The organism is Streptomyces sp. MNU76, from assembly GCF_020982545.1.
Classification (GTDB): domain Bacteria; phylum Actinomycetota; class Actinomycetes; order Streptomycetales; family Streptomycetaceae; genus Streptomyces.
Map to the genome: position 1 here is coordinate 1 of NZ_JAJKLK010000005.1, position 16,206 is coordinate 16,206.

16 protein-coding genes are annotated in these 16,206 nt (G+C 71.0%); 8 read left to right on the plus strand and 8 right to left on the minus strand.

Translation table 11 applies throughout. From position 1 onward, the window contains the following. The 3 genes from E4N62_RS13335 to E4N62_RS13345 form a co-directional block, all read left to right on the plus strand. Positions 1-310: sporulation protein (locus E4N62_RS13335; protein ID WP_230214193.1), on the plus strand; the 310-nt coding region annotated here is incomplete at its 5' end. A 52-nt stretch (positions 311-362) separates the two neighbouring features. After that, positions 363-902, plus strand: a complete 540-nt coding sequence (locus tag E4N62_RS13340; RefSeq protein ID WP_230214195.1) for a YbhB/YbcL family Raf kinase inhibitor-like protein — start codon at positions 363-365, stop codon at positions 900-902. 151 nt (positions 903-1,053) lie between these two features. Next, the gene (locus E4N62_RS13345; protein ID WP_033529234.1) at positions 1,054-1,560 is read left to right on the plus strand and encodes an HNH endonuclease; all 507 of its coding nucleotides are present in this window, start codon (positions 1,054-1,056) and stop codon (positions 1,558-1,560) included. A gap of 134 nt (positions 1,561-1,694) precedes the next feature. Here E4N62_RS13345 and E4N62_RS13350 read toward each other — a convergent pair whose 3' ends face one another. From E4N62_RS13350 to E4N62_RS13360, 3 genes are all read right to left on the minus strand, one after another. Continuing rightward, the gene (locus E4N62_RS13350) at positions 1,695-2,642 is read right to left on the minus strand and encodes an SPFH domain-containing protein (RefSeq protein WP_230214197.1); all 948 of its coding nucleotides are present in this window, start codon (positions 2,640-2,642) and stop codon (positions 1,695-1,697) included. A gap of 185 nt (positions 2,643-2,827) precedes the next feature. Beyond that, on the minus strand, positions 2,828-3,259 hold the full coding sequence (locus E4N62_RS13355; RefSeq protein WP_230214200.1) for an NfeD family protein: 432 nt from the start codon (positions 3,257-3,259) through the stop codon (positions 2,828-2,830). A 145-nt stretch (positions 3,260-3,404) separates the two neighbouring features. Further along, positions 3,405-4,196, minus strand: a complete 792-nt coding sequence (locus tag E4N62_RS13360; RefSeq protein ID WP_230214202.1) for an ABC transporter ATP-binding protein — start codon at positions 4,194-4,196, stop codon at positions 3,405-3,407. 149 nt (positions 4,197-4,345) lie between these two features. On the opposite strand from E4N62_RS13360, the gene E4N62_RS13365 reads away from it, so the two are divergent. After that, positions 4,346-5,137 (plus strand): hypothetical protein, encoded by a 792-nt coding sequence (locus tag E4N62_RS13365; protein ID WP_230214205.1) that lies wholly within the window; start codon positions 4,346-4,348, stop codon positions 5,135-5,137. A 203-nt stretch (positions 5,138-5,340) separates the two neighbouring features. Here the strand turns inward: E4N62_RS13365 and E4N62_RS13370 are convergent, their stop codons facing one another. The 4 genes from E4N62_RS13370 to E4N62_RS13385 all read right to left on the minus strand — a co-directional run bounded on the left by E4N62_RS13370 (position 5,341) and on the right by E4N62_RS13385 (position 8,023). Then, a complete protein-coding gene (locus tag E4N62_RS13370) occupies positions 5,341-5,580 on the minus strand; it encodes a chaplin (RefSeq protein WP_230214206.1) in 240 nt (79 codons plus the stop codon). A 257-nt stretch (positions 5,581-5,837) separates the two neighbouring features. Continuing rightward, positions 5,838-6,086 carry a chaplin ChpE gene (chpE, locus tag E4N62_RS13375; RefSeq protein ID WP_033529228.1) on the minus strand — a complete coding sequence of 83 codons (249 nt, stop codon included), beginning with the start codon at positions 6,084-6,086 and terminating at the stop codon, positions 5,838-5,840. Between the two features lie 157 nt (positions 6,087-6,243). Next, a complete protein-coding gene (locus E4N62_RS13380) occupies positions 6,244-6,885 on the minus strand; it encodes a response regulator transcription factor (protein ID WP_184895820.1) in 642 nt (213 codons plus the stop codon). Then, the gene (locus tag E4N62_RS13385; RefSeq protein ID WP_230214208.1) at positions 6,878-8,023 is read right to left on the minus strand and encodes a GAF domain-containing sensor histidine kinase; all 1,146 of its coding nucleotides are present in this window, start codon (positions 8,021-8,023) and stop codon (positions 6,878-6,880) included. Before E4N62_RS13385 ends, E4N62_RS13380 begins: the two co-directional genes overlap by 8 nt. Positions 8,024-8,306: 283 nt before the next feature. Here E4N62_RS13385 and E4N62_RS13390 point away from each other — a divergent pair, with 283 nt between their 5' ends. The 3 genes from E4N62_RS13390 to E4N62_RS13400 all read left to right on the plus strand — a co-directional run bounded on the left by E4N62_RS13390 (position 8,307) and on the right by E4N62_RS13400 (position 11,054). Continuing rightward, positions 8,307-9,002: an SDR family oxidoreductase gene (locus tag E4N62_RS13390; protein ID WP_230214210.1), complete on the plus strand. Its 696-nt coding sequence runs from the start codon at positions 8,307-8,309 to the stop codon at positions 9,000-9,002. Then, positions 8,999-10,108 (plus strand): S-adenosylmethionine:tRNA ribosyltransferase-isomerase, encoded by a 1,110-nt coding sequence (locus E4N62_RS13395; protein ID WP_230214212.1) that lies wholly within the window; start codon positions 8,999-9,001, stop codon positions 10,106-10,108. Before E4N62_RS13390 ends, E4N62_RS13395 begins: the two co-directional genes overlap by 4 nt. Positions 10,109-10,385: 277 nt before the next feature. Next, positions 10,386-11,054, plus strand: coding sequence for a transglycosylase SLT domain-containing protein (locus tag E4N62_RS13400; RefSeq protein WP_230214227.1), 669 nt, complete (start codon positions 10,386-10,388; stop codon positions 11,052-11,054). 79 nt (positions 11,055-11,133) lie between these two features. Here the strand turns inward: E4N62_RS13400 and E4N62_RS13405 are convergent, their stop codons facing one another. Further along, positions 11,134-13,653 carry an FHA domain-containing protein gene (locus tag E4N62_RS13405; RefSeq protein ID WP_230214235.1) on the minus strand — a complete coding sequence of 840 codons (2,520 nt, stop codon included), beginning with the start codon at positions 13,651-13,653 and terminating at the stop codon, positions 11,134-11,136. Positions 13,654-13,927: 274 nt separating this feature from the next. Here E4N62_RS13405 and E4N62_RS13410 point away from each other — a divergent pair, with 274 nt between their 5' ends. Further along, entirely contained in the window at positions 13,928-15,868 is a 1,941-nt protein-coding gene (locus E4N62_RS13410) for a streptophobe family protein (protein ID WP_230214241.1), read from the plus strand. Positions 15,869-16,206 lie beyond the last annotated feature (338 nt).

Genomic DNA, 16,206 nt, shown 5'->3' on the forward strand with positions numbered 1-16,206 from the left:
GTTCAAGAACGCGGACATGGAGCGCGGGCACATCCGGGGAACCCGGCAGAAGCTGCCGTTCTACCAGGAGATCGAGTTCTACCCGCCGCAGCAGTACCACGGCCTGAACCAGGTGGAGCTGAGCTTCGTCGCGGACGAGCGCGAGATGGACGTCGTGCTGGAGATGGACAAGAAGCCCGGTCTGTTCAGCGAGGGCAGTGACTCGTTCCGCTCCTTCAGGGTGGGTCTGCACGACTACCAGGGCACGGACTGGGCGGCGTACCTCAACCAGTGGCTGTCCGAGGTCGGCAGCAAGCGCAGCTGGTTCTAGGCTCGGTACCACCGGAACCACACCCACCCCGGATCCATCAGGAGGTATCCAGGTGACCGAGCCGAAGAGGCCGCCGCTCCCCCACGATTTCCACCCGGTCGTGCCGTCCTTCACGGTCGCGAGCGAGGACGTCGAGGCGGGTTCCACGCTCAAGGACGCCCAGGTCTACGCGGAGGGGAACACCTCGCCGCAGCTGCGCTGGGAGGGCTTCCCGCCGGAGACCAAGAGCTTCGCCGTGACGTGCTACGACCCGGACGCCCCCACGGGGAGCGGGTTCTGGCACTGGGTCGTGTTCGACATCCCGGCGTCGGTGACGGAGTTGCCGACGGGTGCCGGCTCGGGGAAGTTCGAGGGACTGCCCGAGGGCGCCGTCCAGGCGCGCAACGACTACGGGACGAAGGACTTCGGCGGAGCCGCGCCGCCGCCCGGCGATCCGGCGCACCGGTACGTGTTCACGGTGTACGCCGTGGACCAGGAGAAGCTCGGTCCGGATTCGGATGCTTCTCCCGCGGTGGTCGGGTTCAACCTGCGGTTCCACACCCTGGCCCGCGCCCAACTCATCGGTGAGTACTCCGCTGTGGCGGGAAAGTAACGAAGCCGGACGTTCATTGAACGTTTGCCCGTCTCTGGTCTTGGAAGTGATCAGAGACGGGCATTTTTTATTGCGTTGTCCATCTCGGCGTGCCCGGCCAGAGTTGATCCAAGCCCGCCGGGGGGTGGGCTGGCACAGGAGGTGGGCTGGAATGCGGGACACGCTGGTACTGAACGCGAGCTTCGAGCCGCTGTCGACGGTGACGCTCAACCGAGCCGTCGTGCTGGTACTGCAGGACAAGGCCGTCGTCGAGCAGACCCACCCCGAGCTGCGCATGCGCGGAGCCGCGGTCGACATACCGGCGCCCCGGGTGATCAGGCTCTGCAGGTACGTGAGGGTGCCGTTCCGAAGACAAGCGCCGTGGTCGAGGCGGGGTGTGCTGGTACGGGACAGGCACCGGTGCGCGTACTGCGGTCGTCGGGCGACGACCGTGGATCATGTGGTGCCGCGTTCGCGGGGTGGTGGGGACACCTGGCTGAACACGGTGGCTTCTTGCGCCGAGGACAATCACCGCAAGGCGGACCGGACTCCGGAGCAGGCGGGGATGCCGCTGCTGCGGCAGCCGTTCGAGCCGACGCCGGCGGATGCGATGCTGCTGTCTCTGGGCCACGATGACTTCGATGCGCTGCCCGCCTGGCTCTCGCAGGGGGCCGCGTAACGCCATTGGGGTTCGTGTAGTTCGCGGGCCGCGGGTCCGTCGTGGCTGATCGCGCAGTTCCCCGCGCCCCTCAGAAGCAAAAGACTTGGGCCCGCCTTCTGCTTCGAAGGCGGGCCCATCGTCGTGTGCTCCGGTCAGTCGATCGCCGGCTTCTCGCGGCGTTCGCTGTTGCCGTCCGCCGGCCTGGGGACGCTCGGGCCGCCGCCGAGGTTGCCGAAGTTGCCCATGGCGCCGGAGAGGCCCTTGAGGGCGTCGCCGATCTCGCTGGGGACGATCCAGAGCTTGTTGGCGTCGCCCTCGGCGATCTTCGGGAGCATCTGGAGGTACTGGTAGGACAGGAGCTTCTGGTCCGGGTCGCCGGCGTGGATGGCCTCGAAGACCGTACGTACGGCCTGGGCCTCGCCCTCGGCGCGCAGGGCGGCGGCCTTGGCCTCACCTTCCGCGCGCAGGATCTGGGACTGCTTCTCACCCTCGGCGGTGAGGATGGCCGCCTGGCGCGTACCTTCGGCGGTGAGGATCGCGGCGCGCTTGTCACGGTCGGCGCGCATCTGCTTCTCCATCGAGTCCTGGATGGAGGTGGGCGGCTCGATCGCCTTCAGCTCGACGCGGTTGACGCGGATGCCCCACTTGCCGGTGGCCTCGTCGAGGACGCCGCGCAGGGCCGCGTTGATCTCCTCGCGGGAGGTCAGGGTCCGCTCCAGGTCCATGCCACCGATGATGTTGCGCAGGGTGGTGACGGTGAGCTGCTCGATCGCCTGGATGTAGCTGGCGACCTCGTAGGTCGCGGCGCGGGCGTCGGTGACCTGGTAGTAGATGACCGTGTCGATGTTCACGACCAGGTTGTCCTGGGTGATCACCGGCTGCGGCGGGAACGGCACGACCTGTTCGCGCAGGTCGATGCGGTTGCGGATGGAGTCGATGAAGGGGACCACGATGTTGAGGCCCGCGTTGAGTGTGCGCGTGTAGCGGCCGAACCGCTCGACGATGGCCGCGCTGGCCTGTGGGATCACCTGGATGGTCTTGATCAGGGCGATGAAGACCAACACCACCAGAATGATCAGGACGATGATGATCGGTTCCATCGATTGCTCCCCGAGCCCTTCTCCGCCGTGTCACTTCCTGAAGATCTTGAAGGTCCTCAAGATCCTGAAGATCCTATGCCTGACGAGGCCGTTGAGGATCTTGTGGTCGAGTCTGGCAGAACACCGCCTGCCCGGTGGGGCGTTCACGCCATAGCGTCATCGCCTCGTGACCACGTCGTGCGAGGTCACATGACGATCGCCGTGGCTCCCTCGATCTCGACGACGTCCACTTCCTGGCCCACTTCGAAAGCCTGGCCGGTGTCGAGCGCCCGGGCGGACCAGACCTCGCCACCCAGCTTGATGCGGCCGCCCGCGCCGTCGACCCGTTCCAGGACGACGGCGTGTTTGCCCTTCAACGCGTCGATCCCGGTGGCGAGTTCTGGCCGCTGCGATCTGTGCCGGGCCGCGATGGGCCGGACGACGGCGATGAGCGCGACGGACACGATCGCGAAGACGACGACCTGGAGTACGACCCCACCGCCCAGCCCCGCGACCACGGCTCCGGCGACCGCGCCCAGGGCGAGCATTCCCAACTCGGGCATCGCGGTCACGACGAGGGCGATCCCGAGCCCGGCCGCGCCGATCAGCCACCACACCCATGCGTCGATGCTGTCCACATCGGCAATGGTAGAACCGCGATCGGGCCGCCGAACAGAGTGCGCGGTCAAAGATCGCGTACAGAGGGCTTCCAAGTCGGGTGCGCCCGGGCCGGGTTGTGGCCCCGGCGCGTCCGACCGGCGGAAGTTCGGTGGGAGTTGGAGGTCAGGTGAGCGGCAGGCCGTGGGCGGTCCAGCGCTCGCCGAGCTGGTCGACGACGAGCGGGAGGCCGAAGCAGAGGGAGAGGTTGCGGGAGGTCAGCTCCAGCTCCAGGGGGCCCGCGGCGAGGACCTTGCCCTGACGGATCATCAGGACGTGGGTGAAGCCCGGGGGGATCTCCTCGACGTGGTGGGTGACCATGATCATGGAGGGGGCGATCGGGTCGCGGGCGAGGCGGCCGAGGCGGCGTACGAGGTCCTCGCGGCCGCCGAGGTCGAGGCCGGCGGCGGGCTCGTCGAGGAGGAGCAGCTCGGGGTCGGCCATCAGGGCACGGGCGATGAGGGTGCGCTTGCGCTCGCCCTCGGAGAGGGTGCCGAACTTGCGGTCGACGTACTCGCTCATGCCGAGGCGGTCGAGGAAGGCGCGGGCGCGCAGCTCGTCGACCTCCTCGTAGTCCTCGTTCCAGGTGGCCGTCATGCCGTACGCGGCGGTCAGCACGGTCTGCAGGACGGTCTGGCGCCGGGGGAGCTTCTCCGCCATGGCGATGCCGGCCATGCCGATGCGGGGGCGCAGCTCGAAGACGTCGACCTTGCCGAGGGTGTCGCCGAGGATCGTGGCGGTGCCCTTGCTGGGGTACAGGTAGCTGGACGCGATGTTCAGGAGGGTCGTCTTGCCCGCGCCGTTCGGTCCGAGGATGGCCCAGCGCTCGCCCTCCTTGACCGACCAGGAGACCTGGTCCACCAGAGCCCGGCCCTCGCGGACCACGGATACGTCCTCCAGCTCCAGAACATCGCTCATGAGCGCGCTGTCTCCCCTTGCAGTGTCGGCCTGTCTCGGCTGTCGCGTACGCCTGTGGTTGGAGCCACCGCCGGGTGGGCGCAGCCCATAGGGAAATCTACGCCACCGGTCGGGCCACCCATCGCCTCGGTCGTCCTTAGGGTGGGGGCATGCTCTCCGAACCACGCTCAGGACGTCTCACCTCATGGGGAAATGCCCTTCTTGCCGGACTTGTCTCGCCGGATGACGCCGTGCTCGCGATCGTCGGGGAGGACGCGGTGCACCGGGTGGCGGGGCTGCCCGGCGAGTCGGGGCCCGTCGGGCTGACGCTCGGGCTGGGACGGTTGCGGGCGCTCGGGGTGACCGGGTTGCGGGTCGCGCTGCCGGCGCCGGGGCATCCGCTGGGGCTGAGCGGTCCGCCGGAGTTCAACAAGCGGGCGTTGGAGGCGGAGGAGGCAGTCGTCTGCCACGGCAGTGCGCTCGGGCTGGTGCCGGAGGTCTCCTTGGTGGGGCCCGAGGACGACGAGCACGTCGAGGTCGTCTGGCACTGCCTGGAGGTGCGGGAGGCGCCTCCGGCCGATGTGCCCTCGCTCGGGGAGGCCGAACGGGAGCTGGCGGAGGCGCTGCGGGAGGCGACGGCGGTGCTGTCGCGGCTGGACGTGGCGGCCTCGGGGCCGGTGGCGGAGGCGGCGATCGACGCGTACCGGGCTCGTGCCGAGCGGGGGCGGGAGGTGTTGGCGCCCGGGTATCCACCGCGTGCGGTACGGGTGCTGGAGCTGGCGCAGCGCGTCGGGCTGCTGATCTCCGTGGCGTTCGAGAACGGGCACGGCGGGGCGGTGAGCGCGTCGGAGATGGCCTCGCGGACGGCGGCACTGCGGCCGGTGGAGCGGACGGCTCGGCGGGCGCAGGTGGCGGCGTACAACGCGTTCGTGGAGGAGCGGGAGCGGGAGCGGGGTCGGTAGTCGGGCGCGGGTCTCGGGGGCCTCGGCTGTGTGGTGCCCGGCAGTTGCGGCTGAGCCGGGGATCGGCTGCGCAACTCGGCGCTACGAGGTGCCGCTGCGCCCACCCCACTCTCGGCTTCGCTCGAGCGGGAGGTGCCCCCATCGCCCCAGCGGCACGATTGCCCGCAGTTGAGGCGGCTGGATAGGGCCAGCGCAGCGGTGGGTCAGTGGTTGGCGCTGACGTTGCCGAACGTCGGGTTGAGCGCGGCGATGAGATTGGCGCTGAGGCCCGTGACCGTGACAGGGACGTCGAGGGGGACCTGGACGTCGAGGCCGGAGCCGACACCGGGGGAATGCACGGCGGCGCTGTCCGCGGAGGAGTCGGCGACGGCGGCACCGGACGAGGCGCCCGCGGCGAGTCCGGCGGCGGTGACGGTCAGGGCGGCCTTCTTGGCGAAGTTCATGAGCTGCGTTCCTCCTGCGTCGTAAGGGGCCGGCCCGCTCGCGGGCCGTGCGCTGATCAACGCCTGGCGCGTCCGCGGTGGTACGCGTGAAAGACGGGAAGGGCGCCTTCGGCGCATTGAGGCGATGGAACGACTGCAGGACGAGACGACCGCAGGACGAGACTGTCCCGGGAGGAAAACGACTTCGGACAGACCTGACCGGCCTTCCAGGGAGTGCCTGGAAGGCCGGTGGTCACGAGTGTTCCGGGAAGGGAACGTCAGTGGTTGACACCCAGGTTGCCGAAGGCCGGGTTCAGGATGCCGACGACGTTGACGCTGTTGCCGACCGCGTTCACGGGGATGTGGACCGGGGCCTGGATGACGTTGCCCGAGACGACGCCCGGCGAGCCGATGGCCTTGCCGTCGGCGTGCGCCCCGCCGTCGGTGGCGGAGGCCATACCGGCACCGGCGGCGACGAGGCCACCGGCCACCATCGTGACAGCGGCGGCCTTCTTCAGGTTCTTCACTTTGAGCCCTTCCTTGCGATCACTGCGGCGGTCGCACGCAGCACGCACTGAAGAACGCCGGGGGTCCCGGCAGGATGCGCCACCCGGGGGACATACACCCGACAGTATGAATCTCAGCCCGGAGCGGAACCCTCCGCGTTGCCGGACAATCCGCACATCATCCGGTCACACCACGGCGTACCGCCCACAGTGCGGCCTGGGTCCGGTCCGCCAGGTCGAGCTTCATGAGGATGTTCGAGACGTGGGTCTTCACCGTCTTCTCGGACAGCACCAGCGCACGGGCTATCTCGCGGTTGGAGCGGCCGTCGGCGATCAGGCCCAGCACCTCGCGCTCCCGCTCGGTGAGTGAACCGCCTCTTCCCTGGCCGGAGTTGGCCTCCTCCTGGGACAGCAGGGCGTCGGCGACCTCCGGTTGCAGGAGGATGTGCCCGGCGTGGACCGAGCGGATGGCGCCGGCCAGGGCGTCGGGGTCGACGTCCTTGTAGACGTACCCGGCGGCCCCGGCCCGCAGGGCGGGGACGACCGTGCGCTGCTCGGTGAAGCTGGTGACGATGAGCACGCGCGCGGGGTTGTCGAGTTCGCGGAGTCTGCGCAGCGCCTCGACGCCGTCCATGCCGGGCATCTTGACGTCCATGAGGACGACGTCGGGCCTCAGCTCCTCGGCACGGGCGACCCCCTCGGCGCCGTCGGCGGCCTCGCCCACGACCTCGATGTCGTCCTGCACCTCCAGGAAGGTGCGCAGTCCGCGGCGTACCACCTGGTGGTCGTCGACGAGGAGCACCTTGATCGCGTCAGCCACCGGGGACCTCCATCTCGATGGTCGTGCCCTTGCCGGGCGCCGATTCCACGGCCAGCCTGCCGCCGACCCCGCTCGCCCGGTCACGCATGGAGACCAGGCCGAGGTGGCGTCCCGCGCGGCGTACGGCCTGGGGGTCGAAACCGTCACCGTCGTCGGTGACCCGCAGGACGGCTCCCCCTCCGTGCCGGTCCAGCGTGACGTCGACCCGCTTCGCCGCCGAGTGCCGCAGGGCGTTGTGCAGGGCCTCCTGGGCGACGCGCAGCATGGCCTCCTCCTGGGCGGCGGGCAGCGCGCGGGCACCGCGGCCGGAGAAGGTGACGCGGGCGCTGTGGGCGCGGTCCAGGACGTGGACCTGGGTGCGCAGGGTGGCGACCAGGCCGTCCTCGTCGAGCCCGGCGGGGCGGAGTTCGACGACGGCGGCGCGCAGCTCGTCCGCGGCTTCGGCGGCGAGGGCGGCGACCTGCTGGAGTTCGCCCTTGGCGCGGGAGGGGTCGCGGTCGACCAGAGTGGCGGCGGCCTGGGCGGTCAGGCGCAGGGAGAACAGCTTCTGGCTGACGGCGTCGTGGAGTTCGTGGGCGAGCCGGGAGCGTTCCTCGGCGATGGTCAGCTCGCGGCTGCGCTCGTAGAGGCGGGCGTTGGTCAGGGCGATGGCGGCGTGTTGGGCGAGGATCGACAGCAGTTCCTCGTCCTCCTCGGTGAAGCCGCAGCCCCCCTCGGGCTTGGGGCAGCGTTTGTTGGCGAGGAAGAGGGCGGCGATGACCTCGTCGCCGTCGCGGACGGGCAGGCCCAGGAAGTCGATCAGGTCGGGGTGGGCGCTGGGCCAGCCCTCGAAGCGGGGGTCCTTGCGGACGTCGGCCAGGCGCTCGGGGGTGGCCTGGTGGAGCATCGCGGCGAGGATGCCGTGCTGGCGCGGCAGCGGGCCGATGGCCTTCCACTGGGCGTCGCTGACGCCGTCGACGACGAACTGGGCGAAGCCTCCGTGGTCGTCGGGGACGCCGAGTGCGGCGTACTCCGCGTCCAGCAGCTCACGCGCGGAGGCGACGATCGTCTTGAGGACGTCGCGCACCTCCAGGTGCCTGCTCATGGCCAGCAGGGCACTGCTCACCGCGGCGAGGCCGGACCGGGGACCTTGACTCATGACCTCACCGTACCGGCGTGGTCCGACGGCGCGGATCGGACCGCCGGTGGCCTCAGCGGGGCCCTCGGACCTAGGCCCTGGGCCTACGACCGGACCTAGGTCCGGGGATGCGGGTCCGGCGGCCTGCGACCGGGACCAGGCCCCTGGGCCCGGCCCGGTGACCTAGGGCGAAGGGCCCCGGGGCTCTGCGGCCCGCGTACGAGGCGGTGGGAGCGGTGCGGTTCCTACGTTGGGATCACCGCCACCCGGTTCGGAGGCGGGCGAGGACGAGGGGACGGTTGTCATGCCGGTAGCGATCATCACGGGGGCGTCGAAGGGGCTGGGCCGGGCACTGGGCGCGGCGCTGGCTGAGCGCGGGTGGGATCTGGTGCTCGACGCCAGGACCGCCGGGCTCTTGAAGGAGACGGCGGCGGAGCTGTCTGCGTACGGGACGCGGGTGGAGGCCCTGGCGGGGGACGTCACGGACGCCGGGCACCGGGCGGAGCTGGTGGCGGCCGCGCGGGCGCTGGGCGGGGTGGACCTGCTGGTGAACAACGCGAGCGCGCTGGGCGCCGAGCCGCTCGTACGGCTGGAGGAGCTGCCCCTGGACGGGCTGAGGCGGGCGCTGGAGGTGAATGTGGTCGCGGCGCTGGGGCTGGTCCAGGAGGCGCTGCCGCTGCTGCGGGCCTCGGGTGCGGGCACGGTGATCGACGTCAGTTCGGACGCGGCGGCCGAGGCGTACGCGACGTGGGGCGGGTACGGGGCCTCGAAGGCGGCGCTGGACCAGTTGTCGGCGGTGCTGGCGGAGGAGGAGCCGGAACTGCGGGTGTGGGCCGTCGATCCCGGGGACATGGGCACGGACCTGTACGCGGCGGCCGTACCGGACGACGACGATCCGCGGCCGTCGCCGGCCGGTGTGGTGCCGGCCTTCCTTCGGTTGCTCGACGAGCGGCCGGTCAGTGGCCGTTACGCGGCGCCGTCGCTGCTGGAGGGGCGATGACGACGGCGACGGTGCGGGTGCCCGACGAACTGCACGCGCGCGTGCCCGCCGAGCAGCGCGGGCCGGGCCTCGACCGGGACGGCGTACGCCTGCTGGTGTCGCGGGGGACTCAGGTGTCGCACCACGCGTTCGCGGCGTTGCCGCGGCTGCTGACGGCGGGCGATCTGCTGGTGGTCAACACCTCGCCGACGCTGGCGGCGGCGGTGGACGGGAGGATCGGGCACGCGCGCGTGGTGGTGCACTTCTCCACGCGGGGCGACGACGGGCGGTGGGCGGTCGAGCTGCGGGATCCGGACGGGCGCGGCACCACGCGCGCGCGTGCGGGCGGTCCGGCGGGGACGGAGGTGCGGCTGGCCCGTGGCGTTCGGCTGGTCCTGGAGGAGCCCCTGAGCGAGCGGGGGGAACGGTTGTGGTGGGCCCGGGTGTCCTCGTCGGCCGTCGCCGGGCTGCTGCGGGAGCGCGGGCGGCCCATTCGTTACGCCTACACCGAGCGGGACCAGCCGCTGTCCGTGTACCAGACGGTGTTCGCGTTGCCGTCCGAGGACGGGGCGGGCAGTGCGGAGATGCCGAGCGCCGGGCGGCCGTTCACGGCCCGGCTGGTGGCGGAGCTGGTGAGCCGGGGTGTGCAGTTCGCGCCGGTCTCGCTGCACACCGGGGTCGCGTCGGCGGAGGCGCACGAGCCGCCGTATCCGGAGCGGTTCGCGGTGCCCGAGGCCTCTGCGCGGCTGATCAACGCGGCGCGGGCGGGCGAGGGGCGGGTCCTGGCGGTGGGGACGACGGCGGTGCGGGCCGTGGAGTCGGCGACCGGGTCCGACGGTGTCGTACGGGCCCGGGATGGCTGGACGGATCTGGTGGTGACGCCGGAGCGCGGGGCGCGGGCGGTCGACGGGCTGCTGACCGGGCTGCACGAGCCGGAGGCCTCGCACCTGCTGATGCTGGAGGCGGTCGCGGGGCGGGCGGCGATCGACCACGCGTACGAGGCCGCGGTCGCGGGGCGTTATCTGTGGCACGAGTTCGGGGACGTGCATCTGATCCTGCCGGAGACGGGCCTCACAGAGCGCATTGCGCCAGCAACGGAATGTGAAGACAGCGCCCGGGCCGTGTGAGGCCCCCCATAGGGCGCACATCACGTACGAAGGTGCCTAGGAGATACATACGGGCGGTATGAGCGGGAAGGACGGTGCGGTCTGTCCCATTTTGCCGGTTCCCGTACAACTAAGCAGCATCGTACGTCACACCTTTGCCACGCGATTTTGCGGCCGCTAAGAATGGCAACCGTCGCTCGACGCCGCGGGTCATTCCGCGGCGTTTGTGCTGGAACAGCTGTGTCCCCCACCTGGCACGCAGAGCGACCTCCGCGCTATTCGAAGAGGTCCATCACTCATGCTCAAGAACGCCAAGATCCCCGGCCACAGTCTCGCGCTGACCAAGACCCACAAGCTCTCGTTCGCCGGCGTGGCCGCCTTCGGTGCCGCCGCCCTCGCGTTCTCGCTGGTGCCGGCCGAGGCTCAGACCGCCACGCAGACGGTGTCCGCGGCTCCGGCGGCGTTCAGCCAGAACCCGGCCCCCGCCGCGAAGGCCAGCGTGACGAACCAGGCCGCCGACGCCGAGAAGAAGGCCGCCGCCGCTGCCGCGAAGAAGAAGGCCGAGCAGGAGCGCGCGAAGAAGGAGGCCGCGAGCCGGTCCGCCAAGCGCGCCGCCCAGGTCAAGGCCGCCGCCGCGAAGTCGTACCCGAACAACCTCGACGGCTGGATCCGCGAGGCCCTCGACATCATGAAGAAGCACAAGATCCCGGGCACCTACCACGGCCTGCACAAGAACATCATGCGCGAGTCCTCGGGCAACCCGAACGCCATCAACGACTGGGACATCAACGCCAAGAACGGCGTCCCGTCGATCGGTCTGCTGCAGGTCATCAAGCCGACCTTCGACGCCTACCACGTGCCGGGCACGAAGAAGAGCCAGTACGACCCGGTCGCCAACCTGACGGCCGCCGCGAACTACGCCGCCGACCGCTACGGCTCGATCGACAACGTCAACAGCGCGTACTGAGGCCCGCGCGGGACCTCTGATAACGCGGAAGGGCGGCACCCGGTGCGGGTGCCGCCCTTCGTACGTCACTGCCCGTGGACTACTTCCGCATGACCTCGGGCTCGTGGCGGCGCAGGAAGCGGGCCACGAGGAAGCCGCAGATCACCCCGAGCACGATGAGGGCGATCATGTCGAGGCTGTACGCGCCGACCGTGTGGTCCCACAGCGGGTCGGTGTCGCCGGCCTCCTTCGGCGGGCTGATGTTGTTGAAGTCCAGCGTGGCACCGGCGGCGGCGACCGCCCAGCGGGACGGCATCAGGTACGAGAACTCGTTGACGCCGGGGCTGCCGTGCAGGGCGAAGAGGCAGCCGGTGAAGACGACCTGGACGATCGCGAACATGACCAGCAGTGGCATGGTCTTCTCGGCGGTCTTCACCAGCGAGGAGATGACCAGGCCGAACATCATGGACGTGAAGCCGAGCCCCATGATCGGGATGGAGAGTTCGAGCATCACGGCGACCTTGCCCTCGCCGAAGATCAGCGCCTCGTCCGGGATCGTCCGGCTGGAGAACCCGATCGCGCCGACCATCGCGCCCTGGAACACGGTCACCGCGCCGAGGACGATCACCTTGGACATCAGGTACGCCGAGCGCGACAGACCGGTGGCCCGCTCCCGCTCGTAGATCACCCGTTCCTTGATCAGCTCTCGGACGGAGTTGGCGGCGCCCGCGAAACACGCGCCGACCGCGAGGATCAGCAGCACCGTGGTGGCCGTGCCGTTCGGGATGGGCAGATTCGTCGCCGGGTTGATCTTCCGGACCAGCAGGTCCTTGTCCGGGTCGATGAGCAGGCTCACCGCGCCGAGGACGGCCGGCAGGATCACCGTCAGCGCCAGGAAGCCCTTGTCGGACGCGATGACGGAGACATAGCGCCGGACCAGGGTGCCGAGCTGGGAGAACCAGCCCTGCGGCTTCGGCGGACGCATCGACTGCGGCGGCGGCATGTGCACCGACTGCGGGGCGACGGCGTCGATGTCCGCGGCGTACATCTGGTAGTGCTGCGAGCCCTTCCAGCGGCCCGCCCAGTCGTAGTCGCGGTAGTTCTCGAAGGCGGAGAAGACGTCGGCCCAGGTCTCGTAGCCGAAGAAGTTCAGGGCCTCCTCGGGCGGACCGAAGTACGCCACCGAACCGCCCGGGGCCATCACCAGGAGCTTGTCGCAGATCGCCAGCTCGGCCACCGAGTGGGTGACCACCAGGACCGTACGGCCGTCGTCGGCGAGGCCGCGCAGCAGCTGCATGACGTCGCGGTCCATGCCCGGGTCGAGGCCGGAGGTCGGCTCGTCCAGGAAGATCAGCGACGGCTTGGTCAGCAGCTCCAGGGCGACCGAGACACGCTTGCGCTGGCCGCCGGAGAGGGAGGTGACCTTCTTGTCCTTGTGGATGTCGAGCTTCAGCTCGCGCAGCACCTCGTCGATCCGGGCGTCGCGCTCGGCGGCCGTGGTGTCGGCCGGGAAGCGCAGCTTGGCCGCGTACTTGAGGGCCTTCTTGACGGTCAGCTCCTTGTGCAGGATGTCGTCCTGCGGGACCAGACCGATGCGCTGACGCAGCTCGGCGAACTGCTTGTACAGGTTCCGGTTGTCGTAGAGGACGTCGCCCTGGTTGGCCGGGCGGTAGCCCGTGAGCGCCTTCAGCAGGGTGGACTTGCCGGAACCGGACGGGCCGATGACCGCGATGAGCGACTTCTCCGGGACACCGAAGGAGACGTCCTTCAGGATCTGCTTGCCGCCGTCGACGGTGACCGTCAGATGGCGTGCGGAGAAGGAGACGTCACCGGTGTCGACGAACTCTTCGAGTCGGTCGCCGACGATACGGAACGTCGAGTGGCCGACGCCGACGATGTCGTTCGGGCCGAGGAGGGCCGAGCCGCCCTTGGCGATCGGCATACCGTTGACGAACGTGCCGTTGTGCGAGCCGAGGTCGCGGATCTCGAAGCGTCCGTCGGGCGTCGCGTGGAACTCGGCGTGGTGGCGCGAGACCTGGAGGTCGGAGACCACCAGTTCGTTCTCCAGGGCACGACCGATCCGCATCACCCGGCCGAGGGCCAGCTGGTGGAACGTGGTCGGGCTGCGGTCGCCGTAGACCGGCGGCGCCCCCGCGCCACCACCGGGGCCCTGCTGCGGGAAGCCCTGCTGCTGCGGGACCTGTGCCGCCGGCGGCTGCTGCCAGCCCGCCTGCGGCGCCTGCGGCTGCGGGGTCTGCTGACCGGCGTATCCGGCGCTCGCGCCCTGCGCCGCGTACGGCTGCTGCTGGGGCTGCGCGACGGACGCGGCGGTGCCCGAGAGGCTGAGTCTCGGTCCGTCGGTCGCGTTGCCGAGGTGCACGGCCGAGCCGGGGCCGATCTCCAGTTGGTGGATCCGCTGCCCCTGCACGAAGGTGCCGTTGGTGCTGCCGTGGTCCTCGATCACCCAACTACGGCCGCCGAAGCTGATCGTGGCGTGACGCCAGGACACCCTGGCGTCGTCGAACACGATGTCCCCCTGCGGATCACGTCCGAGGGTATATGCCCTGGACGGATCGAGCGTCCAGGTTTGTCCGTTCAATTCCAGTACGAGTTCCGGCACTCCATGCCCCACTGAGTTGTCCCCCGAATTACCCCCAACACAGGGAGTCTAGGGATGTCGAACATCGGGGGGAACTATTTCAGGCTCGACCCCCTGACCGAAAGTCGGGCCTTGTGAAGAGAACGTACGAGGGCGTCTCCCCGCCCCGTTGACGGGGTTGAAACCGGGCCGGAGAGTGGTAATCCCCCGCGAGGGGGACATCAGCGGTGCAACTCCGCGATGCGGATCGGGGGGTCCGACCATGAGCGACCGGTATGTTGACCATGGCAGGCGCGTGCCGTGGGGGGACGTGGTGTTCTCCGCGATCGCGGCCGTGAGCTGGGCGTTGATCGGCATGGCCGGGGCGGCGGCGCTCGGTCTGCATCTGCTGGAAGCCGACGCGGCGGGCCAACTCGGGCCCATGACCGCGGCGGTTGTGGCGCTCGGGGCGGGTGGGTCGGTGACCCCGTCCGGCGATGTGTCCGTGATGGGCCTGGAAGGGGCGCAGGCGACCACCGCCGTCGAGATCACGCCACTGGGTGTCAGCCTCGTGGGTGCGCTCCTGCTGTCCTGGTTCTTCCTACGTTCCTTGCGCGGCACGGGAGTTGTCGTCCCGGCCGGCGAACTCCTCGCGCGCGCGGGCGCGGTGCTCGCGCTGTTCGCGGCCCTGATGGGCGGGCTGGCCTGGGCCGGGAACGCGGTCATCACCCTCGACGGCAGCCGCCTCGGCATCGACGAACAACTGCCGGGCGGCGGCGACCTCGACAACGTCGAGATCCCCGGGCTCGGCGACCTGAGCGACCTGGGCGGCGGTCTGCTGCCGGACCGGCTGGGCGACCTCGCCTCGACCGACGCCAAGGTCGGTTTCACGGTCGACACCGTGCCGACCGTCCTCGGCGGCCTGACCTGGTGCCTCGGCGTGCTGCTCATCGCCCTGCTGGCCTCGCGCCGCACTCCGCTGCCGCCCGGACTCGACCGGATGCACCGGGTCGTACGGCCCGCCGTGTCCGCGATGGTCACGGTGCTCCTGGTGGCGGTCCTGGCCGGGCTCGCCGCGGCGGTGTACGCGGCGGTCGGCGACCCCCACCCGAAGCGGATCGCCGGCGCGGCCCTCCTCGGCGCTCCGAACGGGGTCTGGCTGGGCGTCCCTCTCGGCCTCCTCGTCCCCTGGGACGGCGGGGCGACCGGGGCACTGGCCGACCTCCTGCCCGTCCCGCTCGGGGAACTGCTGCGCGTCGACGCGAGCGAACCCGTCACCCTCGGCCGCCTCGCCGAACTGGACGGGCGACTGTGGCTGCTCGGTCTCGCGGCGGCGCTGATGATGTTGTACGCGGGGGTGCTGACCGCCGTGCGTACGCCGTTCGTACGGGGCCCGGCTGCCACTGCTGCCGGAGGTGTGTCCGGTGCGGATGCACGGGACGGGAGCGTGCTCGGCTTCATCGGGCGCTGCGCGCTTCGGCTAGGGGTCGCGACGGCGGTGGCACTGCCGCTGCTCGTGTGGTTGACGCAGGTGTCGGTGGACGCCTCGCTGGCTCTGTTCGGCATCGACGCGTTCGACGCGGGCGTGGAGCTGCGGGGGCGGACGGCGACGGCGGTGGTGCTGGGCGCGCTGTGGGGAGCCGGGGCGGGGCCGCCGGAGCGGTGCTGGCCTGCGCGACACGGGCAGCCGGGCTGCGGGCGTCGCCGTCGGCTCGTGGGGACGGGGTGCGGGCGGGCGGGGCGACCGCCGGGCCCCGGGGCCGGCACGCCGTCCGGACCGTACACGCCGGCTACGCCGTACCGCCCGCCGAACCCGGACACCAATCCGTACCTGCGGCTGCCGGAGGAGCTGCGGGGATGCCGGGGGCTCAGGGTTCGGGGCCAGGGGAGTACGGCGAGTACGGCGAGCGTCGCCGGTCCGGGCAGGGGTCGGCTGGGCGGGGCGACGATGGGTCGGGCGGGGAGGGCCGGGGCAGGCAGGGAGGGGGCGGGCGTGGCTCCGGGGCTCCGGGGCTCCGGGGGCTCCGGGCGCAGGCTGTGCCGGAGCCCCCGATGTGTACGGGCGCCCACGGTGGCCCGGCGGTTCACACCGCCATCCCGACGGCCGGGGCCGGGGTCGGGGTCCGGCGGGGGACCGGGACCTGGGTCGAGGCCGGGACCTGGGTCGGGTCCTGGGTCGGAGGCTGGGTCCGGGTCAGGCTCGCGATCAGGGTCGGGATCAGGATCAGGATCAGGGTCGGGATCAGGCATCTGGTAAGCACCGCCGCCTCCACCGGAGGAGGGCCGCCCCGCCTCCTCCCCGCCGCGAGGCCCACGCGGGCGGTGAGAGGCCCCGTGAGAGGCGGGAGTGCCTCCGGCGGGGTCGGGCCCCGGGGGCGAGCCTCCAGGCGGCCGGGGGGCAGCCAGGCGGCCCCTACAGCGGCTCGGGGCGGTGCCGCTGTAGGGCGAGGCTCCAGCTAGCCGGGCGGGAGCTGCCAGACGGCCCCTACAGCGGCGGAGTCACGCCAGGCAGGCCCTCCGCGGCGGCGGGTCGGCAGGACGAGCCCCCGCAGCGGCTGGGCCACCCGACCGGTCCCCCACAGCCGCTGGGTCGGC

Coding starts and splice junctions, on each gene's coding strand:
- E4N62_RS13400 (WP_230214227.1), top strand. CDS start 10,386: ATGCTCAAGAACGCCAAGATCCCCGGCCACAGTCTCGCGCTGACCAAG.
- E4N62_RS13370 (WP_230214206.1), bottom strand. CDS start 5,580: ATGAACTTCGCCAAGAAGGCCGCCCTGACCGTCACCGCCGCCGGACTC.
- E4N62_RS13345 (WP_033529234.1), top strand. CDS start 1,054: ATGCGGGACACGCTGGTACTGAACGCGAGCTTCGAGCCGCTGTCGACG.
- E4N62_RS13350 (WP_230214197.1), bottom strand. CDS start 2,642: ATGGAACCGATCATCATCGTCCTGATCATTCTGGTGGTGTTGGTCTTC.
- E4N62_RS13365 (WP_230214205.1), top strand. CDS start 4,346: ATGCTCTCCGAACCACGCTCAGGACGTCTCACCTCATGGGGAAATGCC.
- E4N62_RS13385 (WP_230214208.1), bottom strand. CDS start 8,023: ATGAGTCAAGGTCCCCGGTCCGGCCTCGCCGCGGTGAGCAGTGCCCTG.
- E4N62_RS13390 (WP_230214210.1), top strand. CDS start 8,307: ATGCCGGTAGCGATCATCACGGGGGCGTCGAAGGGGCTGGGCCGGGCA.
- E4N62_RS13395 (WP_230214212.1), top strand. CDS start 8,999: ATGACGACGGCGACGGTGCGGGTGCCCGACGAACTGCACGCGCGCGTG.
- E4N62_RS13360 (WP_230214202.1), bottom strand. CDS start 4,196: ATGAGCGATGTTCTGGAGCTGGAGGACGTATCCGTGGTCCGCGAGGGC.